Below are 15,011 nucleotides of genomic sequence, written 5' to 3' on the forward strand. Positions count from 1 at the left end.
GGTCGGCCATTGACCTCAAACCTTGCGCCAAACACTGGCCAGCCAAGGCTGCTGGTCCCGCGGTAAGCCTGCCGGGCGGTAGTAGTGCTCAAGCTCCACAAAGCCCGCTTGCGTCAATAGTGCCTGCCACGCCGCCAGGTCGTGGTATGACGCATAGCGTTCGCCATTCCAGCCTTCCTGGTTATCACCCCGTGGGTTGGAGCTGAACAGCACGCCGCCGTCTTTCAGCGTGGCATGCAATTGGCCCAGTACGCGGGGCAGTTCCTGGCGGGGGATGTGGAACAGCACGGCGTTGGCGAAGATGCCGTCGAAGCGGCCAGCGGGCAGGTCCAGTTGCAGGAAATTCTGGTGCAGCACTTCGCAGCTGCTGTCTTGGCGGGCCATGGTGGCGAAGCGCTCGGAGCCATCCAGGCCCACGGCGATGTGGCCCAGGCGGGTGAACGTGCGCAGGTCGCGACCCGGGCCGCAGCCGAAGTCGAGGACGTGCACCGGCGCTGGCGCCTGAATGTGCCGCAACAACGCCTCGATGTTCTGGCTCACGTCGTGGTCGCGGGTGCCTTCGCGAAAGTCGTCGGCCACTTGGTTGTAGTGGCCGACGGTGGTGTCGGTGATCTGTTGCAGGTCTTCGGGCTTGAGGGTCATAGCGGGGGCCGGGTGTAGATTGATGGCCCATCATACCTCAGCGCTTGTTCAGCACCTTGGCCAGCCGATCACCGCCAAACTGGATGAACGCCACCAGCACCACCAGCAATACGATCACGGTGAACATCACCTGGCTGTCGAAGCGTTGGTAGCCGTAGCGGTAGGCGATGTCGCCCAGGCCGCCAGCACCGATTGCGCCGGCCATGGCCGAGGAATTGATCATGGTCACCAGGGTGATGGTAAAGCCGCCGACGATACTCGGCCGAGCCTCGGGCAGCAGCACGTGCCAGATGATGTGCCAGCGGCGGCAACCCATGGCCTGCGCCGCTTCGATCAGGCCATGGTCCACCTCGCGCAGGCTGACTTCGGCAATGCGTGCAAAAAATGGCGTGGCAGCGATGGTCAGTGGCACCACGGCGGCCCAGACACCGTAGGTGGTGCCGACGATAAGCCGGGTGAACGGTATCAGCGCCACCATCAAGATCAAAAAGGGAATGGAGCGGAACAGGTTGACGAAGGCACCCAGCACGCGGTTCAGCGCCGGGGCTTCATAGATCCCGCCCTTGCTGCTGGTGACCAGGATCACCGCCAACGGAATGCCCAGCACCAACGCCAGGGCCGACGACACCCCGACCATCAGGAAGGTATCGAGAATGCCTTGCCACAAACGTTCAAGCCACATAACCCAGCACCTCCACCTGTTGCGCCCAGAGCGCAGCGCGCTCGACCAATTGTTCGCGGTTCAGTGGCGACTGCGCGATTGATATCACTAACTGGCCCAAGGCATGGCCCTGAATGCGTTCCACGCCGCCCTGCAACAGGCTGACGCGCCCGCCCAGGCTGTGGAACAACGCCGACAGGTCCGGCGCCTGGCCGTCGCTGCCGGTCAGGCGCAGGCCCAGTACCAGGGCGGCATTGGGGCTCACGGGGTAGTCGTGCAAACGCTCTCGTAACTCGGCCGGCAAGCCATGCTGCAAGGGCGCCAGCAAGGTTTTGCTGACCTCATGTTGCGGGTTGCCGAATACTTGCCACACCGGCCCTTGCTCGACCACCTTGCCGCGCTCCAGCACCACCACGCGGTCGCAGATCTCGCGGATCACGGCCATTTCGTGGGTGATTAGCACGATGGTCAGGCCCAGGCGCTGGTTGATGTCGCGCAACAGTCCGAGGATCGACGCAGTGGTTTCCGGGTCCAGCGCCGAGGTGGCCTCGTCGCAAAGCAAGATCGAAGGGTCGTGCACCAGCGCCCGGGCAATGCCCACGCGCTGTTTTTGCCCGCCGGACAACTGCGCCGGGTACACGTGGTGCTTGTCCTTCAAACCCACCAGCTCCAGCAGTTCGTTGACCTTGCGGTGACGCTCGCCCTGGGGCACGCCGGCTACCTTGAGCGGCAGCTCGACGTTTTGCCACACGGTCTTGGCCGACATCAGGTTGAAGTGCTGGAAGATCATGCCGATGCGTCGGCGCAGGTCCACCAGGCGGTCTTCGTCGAACTCGCCGATGTCCACCTGATCGATCAACACGCGGCCGCTGCTGGGCTGTTCCAGGCGGTTGATGGTGCGGATCAGCGACGATTTGCCCGCACCACTGCGGCCGATGATGCCGAAGACTTCGCCGCGCTGCACGGTCAGGTCGATGCCCTGCAACGCATGCACCGGGCCTTGCTCGCCTGGGTAGGTCTTGCCCAGGTTGATAAAACGCACGTGGGCGTTAGCCAACTCCGGATGCAGCACGGGCTGGTCAGCCGACGGCCTGGACGGACCTTGGTCGGGTAGGCGCTGAGCGCTTGCGCGACTCATGTTCAGCCTTCCCAGCCAGCTTGGTACAGCTTGCCATGAGCTTTATCCAGCGCCGCGCGAACCACGGGCGAGTGCTGGTAGATGTCGACGAACTTGGCCAGGCGTGGGTCGTCCTTGCTTTTGGGCTGGATCACGAACTGAATCACGTATTCCTTGTGGTCCAGGCCGTCGAACAGCAGGGCAGAGGTGGCGTCGAAGGTCTTGGCCAAGCGGATGTAGGCCGGGTAGCCCTGCACCAGGTCGGCATCGTCATAGGCCCGTACCAGTTGCACGGCTTCTACCTGGAGGATCTTCAATTTCTTGGGGTTGTCGATGATGTCGTCTTCGGTGGCCTTGTAGCCCACGCCGTCCTTGAGCTTGATCAAGCCGGCCTTGGCCAGTAGTTGCAGGCCGCGACCACTGTTGATCGGGTCGTTGGCAATGGCCACGGTGGCGCCCTGGGGCAACTCGGCGAAGCTCTTGTACTTCTTGGAGTAGAGCCCGACGTTGTTGATGATGCCGGGGGCATAGGGCACCAGGTCAAAACCGGCGGCGGCCTTGGCGTTCTCCAGGAACGGGATGTGCTGGAAGTAGTTCACGTCGATGTCGCCGGCGGCCAGGCTGACGTTAGGTGCGATCCAGTCGGTGAATTCCACCAGTTCGACTTTCAGGCCTTGTTTACCGGCTTCCTCTACCGCAGCTTCCAGCGGGATGGCGAAGGCAGCGGTGGTGCCGACCTTGAGCGGTGCGTCGGCGGCGTGGGCGGTGGCGGCGAACAGGCCCAGGGCCAGTAGCAGGGACTTGATTTTCATGGGGTGTTTCCAGAAATATTAAGGGTGGGGCTTCGCGGATTAATTCGCGAAGGCGTGCCTGAATTCATTGGCAATATGCCGGGCCGGTAAGCGTGCATCCGCTTCGAACAGCTTCTGGCGCAAGGTGCCGGTGTCGTACGCCGTTTTGTAACGCCCGCGCCGCTGCAGCTCCGGCACCACCAGGTCGATGAAGTCGGCGTAGCTTTCCGGGGTCACGGTGCGGGCCAGGTTGAAGCCGTCCAGGCCGGTTTCGTCGATCCAGGCGATCAACTCGTCGGCGACCTGCTGCGGCGAGCCGATCAGGCAGATGTAGCGCCCGCCCAAGGCGTGCTGGTCGAGCAGCTTGCGGCGCGTCCAGTCGTTGTTCTTCAGGTGGTTGGTGGCCGACTGGATGGCATTGCTTTTCACGTACTGGATCGGCTCGTCCAATGCGTATTGCGAGAAGTCGATGGCGGTGGAGGCCGAGAAGTGCGCGACGCCAGCCTCGGCGCTGGCGTACTCCAGGTACTCGGCGTGCTTGGCCCGTGCTTGTTCCTCTGTCGCGCCAACGATCACCGTCAACCCCATGAACACCTTGATGTCTGAAGGTCGGCGCCCGGCCGCGATGGCACTGGCGCGTACCTTGTCGACCTGGCTCTTGGTCGAGGCCTTGGTTTGGCCGCTGATGAACACGCACTCGGCGTGACGCCCGGCAAACGCCAGGCCGCGCTCGGAACTGCCGGCCTGGAACAGCACTGGGGTGCGCTGGGGGGACGGTTCGCACAGGTGGTAACCCTGCACTTGGTAGAACTCGCCCTGGTGGTCGACCTTGTGCACCTTGCCCGGCTGCGCATACACGCGCCGCGCCGGGTCGTTGCGCACCGCGTCGTCTTCCCAGCTGCCTTCCCATAACTTGTAGAGCACCTGCAGGTACTCGTCAGCCTGGTCGTAGCGGCGGTCATGTTCCACTTGCTCGCTCAGGCCCATGGCCTTGGCGGCGCTGTCCAAATAGCCGGTGACGATGTTCCAGCCCACCCGGCCACGGCTCAGGTGGTCCAGCGTGGACATGCGCCGGGCGAACAGGTAAGGCGCCTCGTAGGTGAGGTTGGCGGTCAAGCCGAACCCCAGGTTGCGCGTGACGGCCGCCATGGCCGAAACCAGCAACAGAGGGTCGTTGACCGGCAGTTGGATGGCCTCTTTGAGCGGCACGTCGACCGAGTTTTCGTAAACGTCATACACCCCGACGATGTCGGCGATGAACAGCCCGTCAAACAGCCCGCGCTCCAACAGTTGGGCCAGTTCAGTCCAATATTCGATGGTTTTGTACTGGTCGGAATTGTCTCGCGGGTGGGTCCACAGACCGTGGTTGATGTGCCCGATGCAGTTCATGTTGAAGGCATTGAGCAAGATCTTTTTAGTGCTCATCAGATAGTCCCTCGCAGTGGCGGCTTCTCGTCGTTGAGGTAGTAGTTGCCAATGGCGTGGTACTTCCAGCGCACAGGGTCGTGCAGGGTGTGCACGCGGGCGTTGCGCCAGTGCCGGTCCAGGCCGTGCTCGGCGAGGGTGGCCTGGCTGCCGGCCAGCTCGAACAGGGTGGAACCGGCGGCGAGGGAGACTTCGGTACTGATGGCGCGGGCTTCGGCAACGGCGATAGAGGCTGCGGCCACGGTTTCGGCATTTGTCTGGCGCTGAGCCAGATCCAGGTATTGGCCGGCGCGCTCAAGCAGGGCTTCGGCGGCGTGCAGGCGTATAGCCAAGTGGCCGAAGGTTTTCAGGCTGAGCGGATCGTCGACGGCTTGGTCGATGCCCGAATCAATCCACGGCCGGGTCTTGCTGCGCACGAAATGCAGGGCATCTTCATAGGCGGCGCGGGCAATACCGGTGTCGATGGCCGCGTGAAGGATCTGTGCCAGCGGGCCCACCGGGGTAGGGCGTTCGAATGCCGACTGGAAGGGCAGCACGTCGTTGGCGTCGACAAATACGTTATCGAACTGCACCGAACCGCTGCCGGTGGTGCGCTGGCCGAAGCCGCTCCAGTCGTCGATGACCTCCAGGCCCTGGCTGTCGCGCGGGACGAAGGCCAACTGTTGCACGCCCTGCTCATCCACCACCGAAGTGGGGATGCGTTGGGCATACAGGGCCCCGGTGGCGTAGAACTTGCGACCGTTGATGCGGTAACCGTCACCGTCGCAGGTTAGCGAGGTGGTGCGGTCGTGGGCGGTTTTGGTGCCCAGCTCTGCCAGGGCATTACCGAAGCGCTGGCCAGCCAGTACCTCGGCGAACAGGCGTTGCTGTTGCGCGGCGCTGCCGTTTACCCGCAGCACCTCTAACGCGTAGAAGTGGTTCTGCGGGATCTGCCCCAGCGAGGCGTCGGCCTGGCTGATGATGCGGATCACGTTGGCCAGGGTGACGTTGGACACGCCCGCGCCGCCGAAAGCTTTCGGCACGCTGATGCCCCACAGGCCCGACTGGCTGAACAGCGCGAGTTCCGCGAGGGGCAGGCGCCGTTCGCGGTCGCGCAGCGGGCTCTCGGTGCGCAGTTGCTGGGCTAGTGTTGTGGCGACTTCAAGGGCCTGGGCGTCGGTACGGATGACGCTGGCCGGGCCCCAGGACTGTGGCAATGAGCTCATGTGTTCTCCAGAGGTCTGGTCAAATCCAGGAATGGCGCGCGGGCAACGTGCCGTTGAGGTGATAGGCGCCCACGGCGTGGTATTTCCAGCGCACCGGGTCGTGCAGGGTGTGCACGCGGGCGTTGCGCCAGTGCCGGTCGAGGTTGAACTCGGCCAGGGTGGCGCGGCTGCCAGCCAGTTCCAGGAGTTTTTCGCTGGCCTGCAGGGCAATCTCGGTGGTCAGCACCTTGGCTTCGGCCACGGCGATGGAGGCGCGGGCGGCAGCGGCGGCGTCGATGGGCGCGGCGTTGACCTGGTCCAGCACTTGGCCGGCCCTGCGCAACAGCGCCTGGGCGGCATGCAGCTCCAGTTTCAGGCGGCCGACGTCGGCGATCACATAGGGGTCGTCGCTGGCGCGTTCAACCTTGGCGTCGACCCAGGGGCGCGAGCGTTCGCGGACGAATTCGATGGCGTCATTGATCGCTTCTTCAGCGATGCCGGCATCGATGGCGGCCTGGATCAGCTGTGACACGGCACCCTGGATGTTCGGCGTATCGCTCAGGCGCCAGTTATCCACCACCCGCGCGGCATCGACCTGCACATTGTCCAGCAGCACGGTTCCGCTGGCGGTGGTGCGCTGGCCAAAACCCGACCAGTCATCAACGATACGCAGCCCCGGGCTACCACGACGCACGAACGCCATGACCTGGTTGCCATCCTCGTTCAGCGCCTTGACCGCTACCCAATGGGCAAACAGGGCGCCGGTGGAGTAGAACTTCTGGCCGCTGATAACAAAACCATCGCCCTGGCGGGTAATGCGTGCCTTGAGCTCCAGGGTGTTCCTGGTGCCGCGCTCGGGGCCGGCATTGCCGATCCGCCAGCCATCGAGCACCGATTGGAACAGCAGCGCCTGCTGGGCCTGCGTGGCGGCGCCCTGCAACAGGTGCAGGATGCCGAATTGATTCTGGGGGATCTGCCCCAGCGCCGGGTCGGCGGCCGAGACAATACGGAACACCTCGGCCACCGTCACGAACGACACCTGTGGCCCGCCGAATGCGCGTGGCACGCTGATGCTGCCCAGGCCGCTGCGGGTGAATTGTTCGATTTCGGCCCACGGCAGCGTGCGCTGGCGGTCGCGTTGGGCGGCTTGCAAGCGAGCGGTCGCGGCCAATTCGTAGGCGGCCTGCAAGGCTTGGGCGTCGTTGCTCAGCACCTTGGCGGGCAGTAATGGCGGGGCGATGTCCAGGTCACTCTGGACGAGGGTTTGCGCAAGGCCCGGCATCAGTACTGCTCCGTGGCTGTACTCAATGCCCTGGCGATGCGCACTGGGGTGATTGTGTTCCTGACCATACCTTCCTCACGTCATGAATAGCGCCGCGCTTGAGTGCTGCGGCGAAAATGCGTTTGTCCGGTGGTCCGGTGTATATACCCTAAACGTGTATAAATATTAAATAAACTAACCTTTGGGAATATGCATAGAAGTCATCGCAGTTCCAGTTCCATGGGCGCGCAGAACACCCGCACGTTGCAGGCCGGCGCCCAGCCAGAAGCGTTGCCCACCCGGTCAATCACGCAGTAGGTCACCTCCAGCCGTTCGTCCCGGCCGCCCTCCAGCACCATGGCCTTGGGTACCCGGGCATGCACGATGTTGTCTACGTCGCGGCCTTGCAGGGCCGGGAGGTCCAGGCGCAGGTCGCCCCAGCGCAGCGTGATGGCGTCGCCTTCGGCCATGTTCAGGTAGGGCTCTATCGCCACCGGCACGCCGCGCTTGATGTGGCTCAGGGAAACCCCGCACTGCTTCACGGGCACCGGCAGGCTGAGAGGTGCCAGGTATTGGTTCTCTTCGCTACCCGCGGCGATACCTCCGGGGCAGTCAAGTTTCACGGTGACGTGGGCAACCGGCGAAATCAGCGGGCTGATGCCGATTTTCATGACCTGGTAGTGGATGTGCGCCACGCCACTTTCGGCAAAACTCTCCGGCACCCGCATGAAAATCGGGTAGTCGACGTCGGTGCAGTTCAGAAACCGCGAGGTCACGAAACGCTCCCCCCAAAACAGTTCCAGCAGGTCGCCTTCTTCCATGCAGGCGTAAGGCTCGATTCTGACAACAAGATGGCTGGCAGCCAGCAAGCCAATACCGTCGTGGGACAGTTGTGGCAAACCAGGTGGCAATAATTCGAATCCATTGAATGTCGACGACATCATGTTCTCCTTGAGGGCAGGTGCAAGTTTCAAAAAGTGTACGTCGCGCTGAATGTAAGGCGTGGTAGTTAGATAGTTTTTGCACTGCCGGGTGTCAAGGAGAAGGGGGTGTCATGGTCTCTGCTACAGGCTTCTTCAGAGTAGTCCTACGTTGCGCAGGTCGTTTTATGAAGGACGATCGAATAATGAGTGAGGAAAAGCTGAACAATAAGTAAAACGCCACCAAGGCAGAACTTCCTCGGGCGGCAAGCTTGAAGTTACAAGCTACAAGTTGACCGCGGCCAACTTGTAGCGTGCAGCTTAAACTTCCAGACCATTAATGTTGGTTCAGGAACTTGCTGAGGAACTGCCGGGTACGCTCTTGCTTTGGGTTGGCAAAGAACGCTTTCGCCTCACCTTGTTCGACGATCACGCCCTTGTCGAAAAACACCACGCGATTGGCCACGTCACGGGCAAAGCTCATTTCGTGGGTGACGATCACCATGGTGCGCTTTTCTTCGGCCAGGCCGCGAATCGTCGCCAACACTTCGCCCACCAACTCCGGGTCCAGCGCCGAGGTGGGTTCATCGAAAAGGATCACCTGCGGCTCCATTGCCAGTGCCCGAGCGATGGCCACGCGCTGTTGTTGCCCGCCGGACAGGCGACGCGGGTAGGCATCCTCCTTGCCTGCCAGGCCTACCTTGGCCAATAGCTTGCGGCCCAATGCCAGGGCATCGGCGCGGGGCACCTTCTTTACCACGATCGGCCCTTCGATCACGTTTTCCAGCGCGGTACGGTGCGGGAACAAGTTGAAGTTCTGGAACACGAAACCTACCTGCTGGCGCAACTTGCGAATCAGCGATTGCTGCGCGGCCAGGGGCTTGCCGCCGTCGATGGTGATATAGCCCATGCGGATCTGCCCACGGGTGGGGGTTTCCAGCAGGTTGAGGCAGCGCAGGAAGGTGGTCTTGCCCGAACCGCTGGGGCCGATGATGGCCACCACTTCGCCGGCTTCGACCTGTAGGTCGATCGCATCGAGCACCGTTTGCCCGTTAAATTGCTTGGTCAGTTTCTCCACCACAATCATGGCTTCAATTCTCCTGATCGTGACGATTGACCCGCTGTTCCAAGCGGTTTTGCAATGCCGACAGCACGCTCGCCAGCACCCAGTAGATCAAGGCGGCGGCCAAGTACATGGTGAAGATTTCAAAAGTACGGGCAGTGATCAACTGGGCTTGGCGGAACAGCTCCGGCACCTGGATGGTCGCGGCCAGGGCGGTATCCTTTACCAGCGAGATAAAGCTGTTGCCCAACGGCGGCAAGGCCGTGCGCATTGCCTGGGGCAGGATTGCCCGGCGCAGCGTTTGGCCACGGGTCATGCCGATGCTGGCAGCGGCCTCCCACTGGCCGCGATCGATCGAGCTGATCGCCGCACGGAGGATTTCACAGGCATAGGCCGCCATGTTCAGCGAGAAGCCGATCAAGGCTGCCGGCAGCGGGTCCAGTTCGATCCCCAGTTGCGGCAGGCCGTAATAAATCACGAACAACTGCACCAGCAAGGGCGTGCCCCTGAAGAACGACACGTACACCCGCGCAACCCAGCGTGGCAACCAGTGGCGCGACAGGCGCATCAAGGCCAGGCCAAAGCCCAGTAGCAGGCCAAAGAACATGCCGCCCAGGCTGAGGATGACCGTGTACTGCGCGCCCTTGAGCAAAAATGGCGCTGAGTCCAGCGCCAGTTTCAGGCTTTCTTCAATCATTTGGTGACATCAGCGTTGAAGTACTTCTGCGACAGCTTGGCCAGGGTGCCGTCGGCTTTCAGCTTGTCGATGGCCTTGTTGATCGCCGCCAGCAGTTCCGGTTCGCCTTTGCGCAGGGTCACGCCGGCTTCCTGGCGGGAGAAGGGCGGGCCCGACACGGCCATGGTGTCGTTGGTCTTGTTGATCAGCTCGAAGGCGGCCAGGCGGTCGACCAGAATGGCGTCGATACGGCCAACGCGCAGGTCCTGGTATTTGGTGGGATCATCGTCGTAGGTCTTGATGATGGCGCCCGGCACATTCTCTTTGAGCCACTGCTCGTAGTTGGTGCCCAGGCCCACGCCGACTTTCTTGCCGGTCAGGTCGTTGGCGCTGGCGATCTTGCCGGCGTCTTTCTTCTGGGTCAGGGCCTGGATGCCGGAGACGGTGTAGGGCTCGCTGAAGTCGTACTTCTTCTTGCGCTCCTCAGAGATAGTGACCTGGTTAATCACCACGTCCAGGCGCTTGGACTCCAGGGCTGCGAGGATACCGTCCCACTTGGTCGGTTGTAGCTTGGCTTTCACGCCCAGCTCCTTGGCCAGGGCTTCGGAGAACTCCACTTCGAAGCCGGCCAGTTTACCGCTGTCGTCAACGAAGCTGAACGGCGGGTAGGTGCCTTCCAGGCCGACGCTGATAGTGCCGGCGTCCTTGATTTTTTGCAGTTGGTCGCCGGCCACGGCCTGGCCCATCAGCGCGGTGCCCAGCACCAGGCCCAGGCTGCTGATCAGCAGATTTCGACGGAACGCGGAAAATGTCATGTGAAGCCCCATTGATGTTTTTTAGGTATGCGACGCGAGGTCGATCAAGCCGACCACACGCCGGGATAGGCGAACAACGCCGGCGCCCCACCGGTGTGCAGGAAAATCAGCGGGCCGTCATCGAAACGTTGACGACCGATGCCATCGAGCAGGCCGGCCATGGCCTTGCCGGTGTAGACCGGGTCCAGCAGCAGCCCTTCCTGGCTTGCCAGCAGTTTGATCGCCGCCAGGGTGCCAGCGTTCGGTTCACCGTAGCGCGGCGCGAAAAACTCGTCCCACAGTTCTACCTTCAGGCTGGCCGGCAAGGGCACGCCCAGCAGTTCGGCGGTACGTTCAGCCAAGCCTTGTACCTTGGGCCGCTGAGCTTCGTCGGTGCGTGACACGGTCACGCCGATTACCGGCAGCTGCGGCAGGCTTTCGCTCAGGCCCAACGCCAGGCCGCTGTGGGTACCGGCGCTGCCGGAGGCCAGCACCACGGCGGCAAAGTCGATGCCCAGGGTTTTGATCTGCTCGGCCAACTCCAGGCCCGCGCGTACGTAGCCCAGGGCACCCAGTGCGTTTGAGCCGCCAATCGGCACCAGGTAGGGCTTGTGGCCGCTGTTGCGCAGGCGCTCGGCCAGGGCGTGCAATTGTTCGTCGGCGTGGTCCAGGTTTTCCACCAGCTCGACCTTGGCATCGAACAGCTCCAGCAGCAGGCGGTTGCCGTTGCCCAGGTAGGCTTGGTCTTGGGTGGCGATGGGGTTTTCCAGCAGCGCCACGCAACCCAGGCCCAGCTTGGCGGCCAGCGCGGCGGTCTGGCGCACGTGGTTGGACTGGATGGCACCGGCGGTGATCAAGGTGTCAGCGCCCTGCGCCAAGGCGTCGGCGGCCAGGTACTCAAGCTTGCGCAACTTGTTGCCGCCCAGCGCCAGGGGCGTGGTGTCATCGCGCTTGACGTAGATGTCGCGCCCGGCCCATTCCGAGAGCCGCGTGAGTTTTTCCAGGGCCGTGGGGGCACCGAGCAAATCCAGGCGGGGGAAACGAGCGAGCTGTTGCGTGATCATGAGCGGTCCACGGGTAGAGTGAATGGTGACTATAGGCACCCACCGAATCCCGAGCAACCCCGTGGCGACGCTACGGAACGGATAGCCGTCGCTTATGTTCAGATAAGAAATCCTCGGCAGAATCCGTTCTTTTTGGCTTAGGAAAATTTACCGTAGAGTGACCGCCATTTAGGCGGCCATCTGTCAGAGCTGCCACAGGCAGGAGTAGCCACGTGAGTGATAAACCGCAAGCGCAGAACGGCCATTGGCAATTGCAGGCGTATCGTCGGCCAGTTGCGCACCGCTCGTGAGCAATGGCGCCGGCTGAACGGGCGCAGCACTGGAGAGCAGGGTGGCCGTGAACTGCCTTCGCGCGAGGCCATGCGGACCATTCTCGAGCAGTTGTGCGGCGCGTTGTTTCCCATGCGCCTGGGCCCGGTGGATTTGCGCGAGGAAAGCGAAGACTTTTACGTCGGGCATACCCTGGACGCAGCGCTGAATGCCTTGCTGGTGCAGGCGCGGCTGGAGCTGCGCTACATCGCGCGCCAGGAAGGCCGCGACCCTACCGGTGCCGAAACCTGCGCCGTCAGCCTGATCAAGGAGTTCGCGGCAGCGTTGCCAGGCCTGCGCAGCCTGCTGGATACCGATGTGCTGGCCGCCTACCACGGCGACCCGGCGGCGCGCAGCGTGGATGAAGTGCTGCTGTGTTATCCCGGCATCCTCGCGGTAATCCACCACCGCCTGGCCCACCACCTGTACCGCGCCGGGTTGCCGCTGCTGGCACGGATCAGTTCGGAGCTGGCGCACTCGGCCACCGGTATCGATATCCACCCCGGCGCGCAAATCGGCCCCAGTTTCTTCATCGACCACGGGACGGGCGTAGTGATCGGCGAGACAGCGATCATCGGTGAGCGCGTGCGCATCTACCAGGCCGTGACATTGGGGGCCAAGCGTTTCCCGGCGGACGAGAATGGGCAGTTGCAAAAAGGCCACCCGCGCCACCCGATCGTCGAGGACGATGTGGTGATCTATGCAGGGGCTACAATCCTTGGGCGCATCACCATTGGCAAGGGCTCGACCATTGGCGGCAACGTCTGGCTGACCCGCAACGTGGCGCCGGGCAGCAACCTGACGCAGGCCAATTTGCAGCATGATGATGGGACGCAAAAATAAAGATTCGTGGTGGGATTTTCGCGGATGAATCCGCTCCTACAGGCCGTGTAGGAGCGGATTCATCCGCGAAGCAGGCGACACCCAATTGGCCTTGAACCCCCCATCCATGTTTAAATTGAATGCTCGTTCAAGTAAAAACCGATGCGCAACTTGCGTTCAACAGGAGGCCAACCCTTGCTGAAAACGCTCTATTCAGCCCCTATCTCGCCACATCAGGTGCTCGCCCAATGAGTGCCTCTTCCGCCAACCCCAGCGGCAATGTCCGCATGAATCCGCCGGTTTTCTATTTCGCGGCCACCTTCATCCTGCTGTTCGGCGTCATTGTCATCAGCTTCCCGCAACAGGCCGGCGACTGGCTGCTGGCGGCGCAAAGCTGGGCGGCCAACACGGTCGGCTGGTACTACATGCTCGCGATGACGCTGTATCTGGTCTTCGTGGTGGTCACCGCCTTGTCCGGCTACGGCAAGATCAAGCTCGGTGCCGACCACGACGAGCCCGAGTTCAGCTACCTGTCGTGGGCCGGCATGCTGTTCGCCGCGGGCATCAGCATTACCCTGTTTTTCTTCTGCGTGTCCGAGCCGCTCACCCACATGCTCACCCCGCCACAAGGCGAGGGCGGTACACCGGCGGCGGCGCGCCAGGCCATGCAGTTGCTGTTTTTACACTGGGGCCTGCATGGTTGGGGCGTGTTTGCCTTCGTCGGCATGGCCCTGGCGTACTTTGCCTACCGGCATAACCTGCCACTGGCGCTGCGTTCGGCGCTGTACCCGCTGATCGGCAAGCGCATCAACGGGCCCATTGGCTACACCGTGGATGGCTTCGGCATCATTGCCACGGTGTTCGGCCTGGGTGCCGACATGGGCTTTGGCGTGCTGCACCTGAACTCCGGCCTGGACTACCTGTTCGGCATCCCGCATACCCAGTGGGTTCAGGTCATCCTGATTACCTTGATGATGGGGGCGGCGATCATCGTGGCGGTGTCCGGCGTGGACAAGGGCGTGCGAGTGATGTCCGACATCAACATGCTGCTGGCCTGCGCGCTGCTGCTGTTCGTGCTGTTCGCCGGGCCGACCCAGCACTTGCTCACCACCTTGATCCAGAACATCGGTGACTACCTGGGCGCATTGCCCACCAAGAGTTTCGACGTTTACGCCTACGACAAACCCAGCGACTGGCTGGGCAACTGGACGGTGTTCTACTGGGCCTGGTGGATCGCCTGGGCGCCGTTCGTGGGGCTGTTCATCGCCCGTATCTCGCGCGGGCGTACCATCCGCGAATTCGTCTTCGGCGTGCTGTTGATCCCGTTGGGCTTCACCCTGGCGTGGATGTCGATCTTCGGCAACAGCGCCATCGACATGGTGCTGGGCCACAACATGGTCGCCCTGGGCCAGTCGGCGTTGGATGACCCTTCGAAAACCCTTTACCTGCTGCTGGAAACCTACCCCTGGAGCCGTACGGTGATCGCGGTCACGGTGTTTATCAGCTTCGTGTTCTTCGTGACGTCCGCAGACTCAGGCACCGTGGTGCTGTCCACCCTGTCGGCCAAGGGCGGCAACGCCGACGAAGACGGGCCGAAATGGCTGCGGGTGTTCTGGGGCGCGATGACGGCCCTGGTCACCAGCTCGCTGTTGTTCGCCGGCAACATTGACTCGTTGAAATCGGCGGTGGTGCTGACCTCGTTGCCGTTCTCGTTGATCTTGCTGGCGATGATGTGGGGGCTGCACAAGGCGTTTTACCTGGAGTCGCAACGCAAGATTGCCCAGCTGTATTCACTGGCACCGGTGCCCACTTCCACGCGTCGTGGCCGTGGTGGTTGGCGGCAGCGCTTGAGCCAGGCGGTGCACTTTCCGTCGCGCGACGAGGTGTATCGGTACATGGACACCGTGGTGCGCCCGGCGATCGAAGACGTCTCGGCGGTATTTACCGAGAAAGGCCTGAACGTGGTGACCCAGGAAGACCTCAGCCATGACCAGGTCAGCCTGGAAGTCGGCCATGGCGAAGAGCGCCCATTTATCTACCAAGTGCAGATGCGGGGTTACTTCACGCCTTCCTTTGCCCGTGGTGGCATGGGCACCAAAGAGCTGAAAAACCGCCGCTACTACCGCGCCGAGGTGCACCTGAGCGAAGGCAGCCAGGACTACGACCTGGTGGGCTACAGCAAGGAGCAGGTGATCAACGACATCCTGGACCAGTACGAGCGGCACATGCAGTTTTTGCACATGGTGCGCTGATACCCTGCCCCCGTTGTAGGAGCGGATTCA

Annotated in this window: 13 protein-coding genes and 1 pseudogene; 2 read left to right on the top strand and 12 right to left on the bottom strand. The window is 62.5% G+C overall.

What is annotated here, in order from left to right; all coding sequences use genetic code 11:
* Positions 1–15: 15 nt before the first annotated feature.
* The 12 genes from L9B60_RS12515 to L9B60_RS12570 form a co-directional block, all read right to left on the bottom strand.
* Complete coding sequence (locus L9B60_RS12515; RefSeq protein WP_249679054.1) at positions 16–642, bottom strand: class I SAM-dependent methyltransferase; 627 nt, start codon at positions 640–642, stop codon at positions 16–18.
* A 37-nt stretch (positions 643–679) separates the two neighbouring features.
* Positions 680–1,324 carry a methionine ABC transporter permease gene (locus tag L9B60_RS12520; RefSeq protein WP_249679055.1) on the bottom strand — a complete coding sequence of 215 codons (645 nt, stop codon included), beginning with the start codon at positions 1,322–1,324 and terminating at the stop codon, positions 680–682.
* The gene (locus L9B60_RS12525; RefSeq protein WP_249679056.1) at positions 1,314–2,441 is read right to left on the bottom strand and encodes a methionine ABC transporter ATP-binding protein; all 1,128 of its coding nucleotides are present in this window, start codon (positions 2,439–2,441) and stop codon (positions 1,314–1,316) included. Before L9B60_RS12525 ends, L9B60_RS12520 begins: the two co-directional genes overlap by 11 nt.
* A gap of 2 nt (positions 2,442–2,443) precedes the next feature.
* Complete coding sequence (locus tag L9B60_RS12530; RefSeq protein WP_249679057.1) at positions 2,444–3,232, bottom strand: MetQ/NlpA family ABC transporter substrate-binding protein; 789 nt, start codon at positions 3,230–3,232, stop codon at positions 2,444–2,446.
* Between the two features lie 39 nt (positions 3,233–3,271).
* Positions 3,272–4,636, bottom strand: coding sequence for an LLM class flavin-dependent oxidoreductase (locus L9B60_RS12535; protein WP_249679058.1), 1,365 nt, complete (start codon positions 4,634–4,636; stop codon positions 3,272–3,274).
* Positions 4,636–5,841, bottom strand: coding sequence for an SfnB family sulfur acquisition oxidoreductase (locus tag L9B60_RS12540; RefSeq protein ID WP_249679059.1), 1,206 nt, complete (start codon positions 5,839–5,841; stop codon positions 4,636–4,638). The genes L9B60_RS12535 and L9B60_RS12540 overlap by 1 nt, the downstream gene beginning before the upstream one ends.
* A 19-nt stretch (positions 5,842–5,860) precedes the next feature.
* Entirely contained in the window at positions 5,861–7,102 is a 1,242-nt protein-coding gene (locus L9B60_RS12545; protein WP_249679060.1) for an SfnB family sulfur acquisition oxidoreductase, read from the bottom strand.
* Positions 7,103–7,302: 200 nt separating this feature from the next.
* Positions 7,303–8,022 (bottom strand): hypothetical protein, encoded by a 720-nt coding sequence (locus L9B60_RS12550; protein WP_249679074.1) that lies wholly within the window; start codon positions 8,020–8,022, stop codon positions 7,303–7,305.
* A 316-nt stretch (positions 8,023–8,338) separates the two neighbouring features.
* Entirely contained in the window at positions 8,339–9,088 is a 750-nt protein-coding gene (gene tcyN / locus L9B60_RS12555) for an L-cystine ABC transporter ATP-binding protein TcyN (RefSeq protein WP_249679075.1), read from the bottom strand.
* Positions 9,089–9,092: 4 nt separating this feature from the next.
* Positions 9,093–9,758, bottom strand: a complete 666-nt coding sequence (gene tcyL / locus L9B60_RS12560) for a cystine ABC transporter permease (RefSeq protein ID WP_249679728.1) — start codon at positions 9,756–9,758, stop codon at positions 9,093–9,095.
* Positions 9,758–10,555: a cystine ABC transporter substrate-binding protein gene (tcyJ, locus tag L9B60_RS12565; RefSeq protein WP_249679077.1), complete on the bottom strand. Its 798-nt coding sequence runs from the start codon at positions 10,553–10,555 to the stop codon at positions 9,758–9,760. Before tcyJ ends, tcyL begins: the two co-directional genes overlap by 1 nt.
* Before the next feature lie 44 nt (positions 10,556–10,599).
* Complete coding sequence (locus L9B60_RS12570) at positions 10,600–11,598, bottom strand: D-cysteine desulfhydrase (protein WP_249679079.1); 999 nt, start codon at positions 11,596–11,598, stop codon at positions 10,600–10,602.
* Positions 11,599–11,810: 212 nt separating this feature from the next.
* Between L9B60_RS12570 and epsC the strand changes: the two are divergent.
* Positions 11,811–12,750 (top strand): annotated as a pseudogene (gene epsC / locus L9B60_RS12575) (serine O-acetyltransferase EpsC).
* A 266-nt stretch (positions 12,751–13,016) separates the two neighbouring features.
* Positions 13,017–14,981 carry a choline transporter BetT gene (gene betT, locus L9B60_RS12580; RefSeq protein ID WP_249679729.1) on the top strand — a complete coding sequence of 655 codons (1,965 nt, stop codon included), beginning with the start codon at positions 13,017–13,019 and terminating at the stop codon, positions 14,979–14,981.
* Positions 14,982–15,011 lie beyond the last annotated feature (30 nt).

It is taken from the genome of Pseudomonas abieticivorans (genome assembly GCF_023509015.1).
GTDB lineage: Bacteria > Pseudomonadota > Gammaproteobacteria > Pseudomonadales > Pseudomonadaceae > Aquipseudomonas > Aquipseudomonas abieticivorans.